This is a genomic window from Polyangium sp. 6x1 (genome assembly GCF_029946515.1).
GTDB lineage: Bacteria > Myxococcota_A > Polyangia > Polyangiales > Polyangiaceae > Polyangium.
The window spans coordinates 1-5,206 of record NZ_JARZHH010000156.1; the positions used below are offsets into that span (position 1 = coordinate 1).

The following is a 5,206-nucleotide window of genomic DNA, read 5'->3' on the forward strand; positions in this document are numbered from 1 at the left end:
CCCCGCGGCCTTCGCCGCCGCGTCCGGGAAAGGTCGCCGCGCCCGTTGCTGTGCCCGCTGCCGCGCCTGCGCCCGCTGCCGCGCCTGCGCCCGCTGCCGCGCCTGCGCCCGCTGCCGCGCCTGCCGCCGCTTCCGCTCCTGCCGACGCGCCGCCGTCGAGCTCGCCAACACCCTTCGAGCCCGCCTCGATCCCCATCGAGCGTTGCGCGACGATCGCCGCCGAGCTGCGCCATCGCCCCGATGGCCGCGACGCGCTCCTCGCGCTGAACGCTCTCTCCAGCGCGTCATGGGCTTCCGTGGAGCAGCACTGGGCCGAGGCGATGGCCCAGGAGGCCGCGCAGGGGCAACGTCGGCTCCTGGTCGCGTACGACGCGGCCTACCACGCCACGCAGGAGCGGCTCGGCTTGCCCGTCGGGCTCGCCGAGCATGCGCGGCTCCAGGTCGCCGCCGAGCGCGGGACGACGGCGGAGGTCCTCGCCGAGCTCGGGCTCGAGCCTTCGGATCAGGCGCGGCTCGGACGCGTGTGGACGCAGCGGCTCGTCGACGACCCCCGCCTCATGTCGAAGCTCGCCGCGGCGCTCGGCGCGGCGCGCGCTTCGTGATCAGGTGCCCTCGGCGAGGACGCTCTGCTTCTCGGCGCGCGCCGCCGACGCGGTCGAGTGGTTCTTCTCGGCGTGATCACGCACCCCCGTGACGGCCTTGTCCGCGGCCGTGCAGAGCTCCGGCGTCACCACCGACGAGGGCACGGGCATCTTCGGGTCGACGAGGATCTCGAGCTTTACGATCGTCCGCTCCCCGTCCACCGCGCGCAGCTTCCACGTGGCGCGGAAATCGTCCACGTTCCCGCGCTCCATCTTCGCCGTGATGCGCTCCTCGTTCCCGTCTTTGACAGGCTGCCCGATCTTCGTGACGACCCAGACCGTCGCGGCGCCGTGAAGGATCGGCACCTCCAGGTACACCTCGCTCACGCCCTTCGTGCGCGAGAGCAGCTTGCTCTGCTTGAACGGCTTGATGACCTTCTCGTAGTGCCGGTAATCCGTGATGATCCGGCGCACCTCGTCGATCGGCGCGTGGACCAGGATCGCCGCGCCGCCCGTGTCGATCGAGCTCACCGGGTCCGTCGTCTTCTGCGTGTACCGCTGGGCTTTGCCGCGGGCCTCGAGCCGCGCGGCTTCTTCGTCGCCCGCGCGCGCGACGTTCGGCGCGGCGCCGAGGGTGGTCAGGGTCGTGAGCAGCGCGAAGGCGAGGTGGCGCAGGCGAAGCTTCATGGGTGTCTCCGGAAAACGACAAGGTGGAATCGTCTTCGTCGTCGACATCCCGAATTGCACGAGCCATGCCGGCCCCGCCCGAAGTCTGCGGGGGCCCAGGAAAGCCGTGGGATTTCAGAGGGTAAGGGCGCTTCGCGGCGCGCGGATCCTGCGGGGGCGTGACGGTTCGTTCACTCCCGGCCTGCCGGCGGCGCCGGGGAGGCGGGCGTCGGCGGGGCGGGCGTCGAGGGCGGCGGCGCCGCTTCCTTGCTGGTGCGCGTGTCGGCCTCGTCGAGGGGGGCCATCTTGCAAGTACCGTCGAACTGGACGCCGCGGTCGATGAAGATGGCCGGCGCGTGGAGCGCGCCCGTCACCTTGGACGGAGCGTAGAGCTCGATGGCGGTGCGGGCGCGGATGCTCGCGGAGACTTCGCCGCCCGTCACGATGCAGGCGCCGACGAGGATGTCGCCGGAGACGCGGGCGCCGTCGCCGATGACGAGCACGTCGTCGCCGCGGATCTCGCCCTGGAAGTCGCCGTCGAGGCGGACGCGGCCCTCGAAGTAGAGCTTGCCCTCGAAGCGGGTGCCCCGCCCGAGCAGGGCGTTGATCTCCGTGGGCCGATGCCCGGCCTGTGCGGCCGAGGCCTCCACGCGCGGCGGCAGATCATCCTGTCCGGAGAGCGGCTCCATGCCCACGAGCCTTACTCCAGCCGCGCCCCGGAGAGCAACCGTCCCGAACCTGTCGATGCTCTACGACTTGATGAGCGAGCGCACCTCGATCTCCAGGTTTTGCTCCTCGGCGACCACGTCCATCGCCTTGCGGACCTTGCTCACGCCGACCGACTGGGGCACGTCGATGCGCGCTTCCATGCGAAAGAGCTGCGATCCCGTGACGGGCGCGGCGTACGCGGTGGCCTCGAGCGAGACGATGTTCACGCCTGCGTGTGCGAGCGCCCGGGCGACGGCGCGCACGATGCCCTCGTGATCGAGCGCCTCGGCCGTCACGGCACACGGGATCGTCGGGGCGCGGCGGTGCTCCTCGGGGGCCTTCGTGCGGCGCGCGACCACGCTGAGGCCGGTGCTTTTCTGGAGATCGCCGAGGTCCTTCTCGATGGCGTCCACGGTCGCCGGCGGACCGGAGGCGAGCAGGAGGATGCCGAACTCGGCGCCGAGGATGGCCATGCGGCTGTCCTCCACGTTGCCCCCGTGCTTGGTGAGGTACTCCGTCACCTCCGCGACGAGGCCCGGCCGATCGGGTCCCAGGCAGGACAGGACCACGTACACGTCTTGTTGCGTCATGCGGCGCATCCTAGTCAATCGGGTCGGGGACCGCGAGCGTGCTCGCGCCAGGGACCGCGAGCGCGCTCGCGACGAGGTGCGCGACCCGGACGGGCTCGGGGAGGCGGCCGTGGACGGCGAGCCGTCGAATCACCGCGGTGGCGTCTTGCATGTCGAGCCCCGCGCGCTGGATGAAGAGGTCGGCGCACGGCTCCATGGGTCCGGCCTTCTCGATGAGCCGCCATTTGCGCGCGCCGCCGCGGACTCTCTCGAGCAGCGCGTGCCGTACGGCCGGAACGTTTGGGTTGCGCTTCGACACGACCAGCACGGCCATGCCGAGCCGCTCGGCGAGCGCGTGGATGTCGACCACGTTGAAGCCCGCGAGCGCGATGCCTTCCATCATCACGAGCCGCGTGTGCGCGGCGAAGCGCGAGCCTTGGATCATCGTGGCGAGGACGTCCGTGGCGTTCGCGCCGTCGCGCCGCACCTTCGAGGAGAGCACGCCTTCGAGCCTCGTCCCGGCGAACGCGACGCCCACGATGGGCACGTCGCCGCGGTGCGCGCGCGGGAAGGGCGCGTCGTCGACGCCGATCACGTGGGAGAAGGGGCTCATGGGCCCGAGGGAGGGTCAAGTCGTTCGAGATGTCAACCGTCTCAGGGCGAAACAGTGAGCACCGGGAGCTTGGCCGGGTCGAACGAGAGGCCCGCGTTCGAGCCGGCGCCGTCCATGTCGCAGTAGGTCCAGCGCCCGCCGTCGAGGCTCACGCGATAGGTGTAGCGGTAGGTGCCCGCCGCGGGCGCGGTGAACGAGCCCTTGTACTCGTCGTCGTTGCCGTATTGCTGGTTGAACGTGGCCGGGAACCACTGCCAGCCGCTCTGGCTGGTGGGGTTGATGTTGGCCGGGCCGTACCCGATCTCGGCCTTCACCGTGGCATTCGCGCCGGCCGGATTCGTGACGTCTGCCTCGTAGACGCGGCCGTAGACGAGGGGCGTCGTCTGGCCGGCGGCCACGGTGACGGACAGCGGGAATTGCAGATTGCAATAGTCGATCTCGGCGGGGAGATCCGACTCGTTCATGGTCGCGTCCTCGGCGCCGCATGCGCAGATGTGGGCCGGGCCGTAGCTGCTCCGCGGGGCGACGTCGTCGACCACGAAGTCGGCCGCGTTGTCGTTCGTGTCGGTGCAGCCGTCGTCCACGCGGAAGAGCGACTTCGTCGGGCTGGGCGTGGGCGCAGGCATATTGTCTCCCTCCCAGCAATTCGGGTAGAGCCCATAACCGACCAGATCGACGACCGACGCGTCGTAGGGGCACTCGCTGCTCACCAGCGCCTGCTCATTCACGAGCAGCACCTCGCCGCGTGAACTGTAGACGACGGAGTTGCTCGTGAGGTCCGGCGGTACCGGCAGGAAGGTCCCGTAGTTACCAAGACCGGAAGCCGCGGCCTGGAGCAGGAAATAGCCGCCGGGCGGGATGGTCTTGCTCAGGTACGACAAGCCGAAGATGCCGACATTGGACGCGAATTGCAGCGACCAGTCGGCCAGGCTCACCGGCGTCTTCCCGCGGTTGTGCAGCTCGATGAAATCGTTCTGATAGATCGCCGTGAATTCGCCGCCATGGGCGTAGACCTGGCTTATCACCACCGAGCCGATGCACGAGGGCGGCGGCGCGCCGGTCGAGAAGCCCGCCACCTGCGTGTAGGCGGCGCCGAGGGCATTCCCATACGGGTCCTTGGCCGCCGTGGTCACGCGCAGCTTGTACGTCGTGCCGTACGAGAGCGCCGGCGCCGGGACGAGCGTCGCGACCGTGCCGCCGCCGGACATCGTGGGCGTCGCGGCGGCGAAGCTCAGGCACGTCGCGAAATCGTCGATCGAGAGCTGGATCGCGCCCGTGCAAGGGCCGATGTCCGTCTGCGCGCCGAGCGTCGCCGGGTTCATGGGCTTCGTGAACGTCACGGCCACCGTCGCGCCCGTGACCACGCCCGTCGCGGCGTCGGCCGGCGTCGTGCTCACGACCGCGGGCGCCTCGCAGAGGCCGCCGATGCAGGAGCCGGTCTGGCAATCGGCCGCGGTGAGGCAGGACTTCCCCGAGGCGCAGGGCAAACAGGTCACGCCGCCGCAATCGACGTCCGTCTCGGATCCGTTCTTCACGCCGTCGCCGCAGCTCGCCGGCTGGCAAACATGGCTCGTGCAAACGCCGCTCGCGCATTGCGCGCCGGTGTTGCATTCGACGCACGCCCCGCTGCCGTCGCAGAGCTGGCCGCCATTCTGGCTACACGCCGTGTCCGCGGGCAGGGGCGGGGTCAAGGGGACGCCCGCGTCGCAAAGATCGCTCGTGCAGACGTTCCCGTCGTTCGGCGTGTCGTTTCCGTCGACGGCGCTCATCGTGCTCCCGGCTCCGTCGCATTGCTCGACGCGGCAATCGCCGGTTTGTTGATTTGCTGTGGGTGTCCCCGCGGCCACGAACGCCGTGCCGCAGGCGCCGGCCTCGCACGTGGCCACGATGCACGGTGTGCCGGGCGACGGGCAATCGGCCGGGGTCACGCACATCGGGGTGCCGCCGCCGGAGCCGCCGGAGCCCATGCCGCCAGCGCCGGCCATCCCGCCCATGCCGCCCTCGCCGCCTGCACCGCCAGCGCCGCCCGCACCGCCCGCACCGCCCATGCCGCCGCTCCCGCCCGCGCC

At 70.8% G+C, this 5,206-nt stretch carries 5 protein-coding genes and 1 pseudogene; 1 reads left to right on the forward strand and 5 read right to left on the reverse strand.

Features of this window, described 5'->3' with window-relative positions; translation table 11 throughout:
* A pseudogene (locus tag QHF85_RS49365) lies at positions 1–602 on the forward strand (hypothetical protein); the annotation flags it as partial.
* On the opposite strand, the gene QHF85_RS49370 reads toward QHF85_RS49365, so the two are convergent.
* The 5 genes from QHF85_RS49370 to QHF85_RS49390 form a co-directional block, all read right to left on the reverse strand.
* Positions 603–1,268 (reverse strand): SRPBCC family protein, encoded by a 666-nt coding sequence (locus tag QHF85_RS49370; protein ID WP_281334522.1) that lies wholly within the window; start codon positions 1,266–1,268, stop codon positions 603–605. It lies immediately after the preceding pseudogene.
* Positions 1,269–1,438: 170 nt separating this feature from the next.
* Positions 1,439–1,936, reverse strand: coding sequence for a polymer-forming cytoskeletal protein (locus tag QHF85_RS49375; protein WP_281334523.1), 498 nt, complete (start codon positions 1,934–1,936; stop codon positions 1,439–1,441).
* A gap of 60 nt (positions 1,937–1,996) precedes the next feature.
* On the reverse strand, positions 1,997–2,545 hold the full coding sequence (locus QHF85_RS49380; RefSeq protein WP_281334524.1) for an ACT domain-containing protein: 549 nt from the start codon (positions 2,543–2,545) through the stop codon (positions 1,997–1,999).
* A gap of 10 nt (positions 2,546–2,555) precedes the next feature.
* Positions 2,556–3,137 carry a DUF99 family protein gene (locus QHF85_RS49385; RefSeq protein WP_281334525.1) on the reverse strand — a complete coding sequence of 194 codons (582 nt, stop codon included), beginning with the start codon at positions 3,135–3,137 and terminating at the stop codon, positions 2,556–2,558.
* A gap of 41 nt (positions 3,138–3,178) precedes the next feature.
* Positions 3,179–5,206, reverse strand: a 2,028-nt coding sequence (locus tag QHF85_RS49390) for an Ig-like domain-containing protein (RefSeq protein WP_281334526.1), incomplete at its 5' end; no start/stop codon positions are given.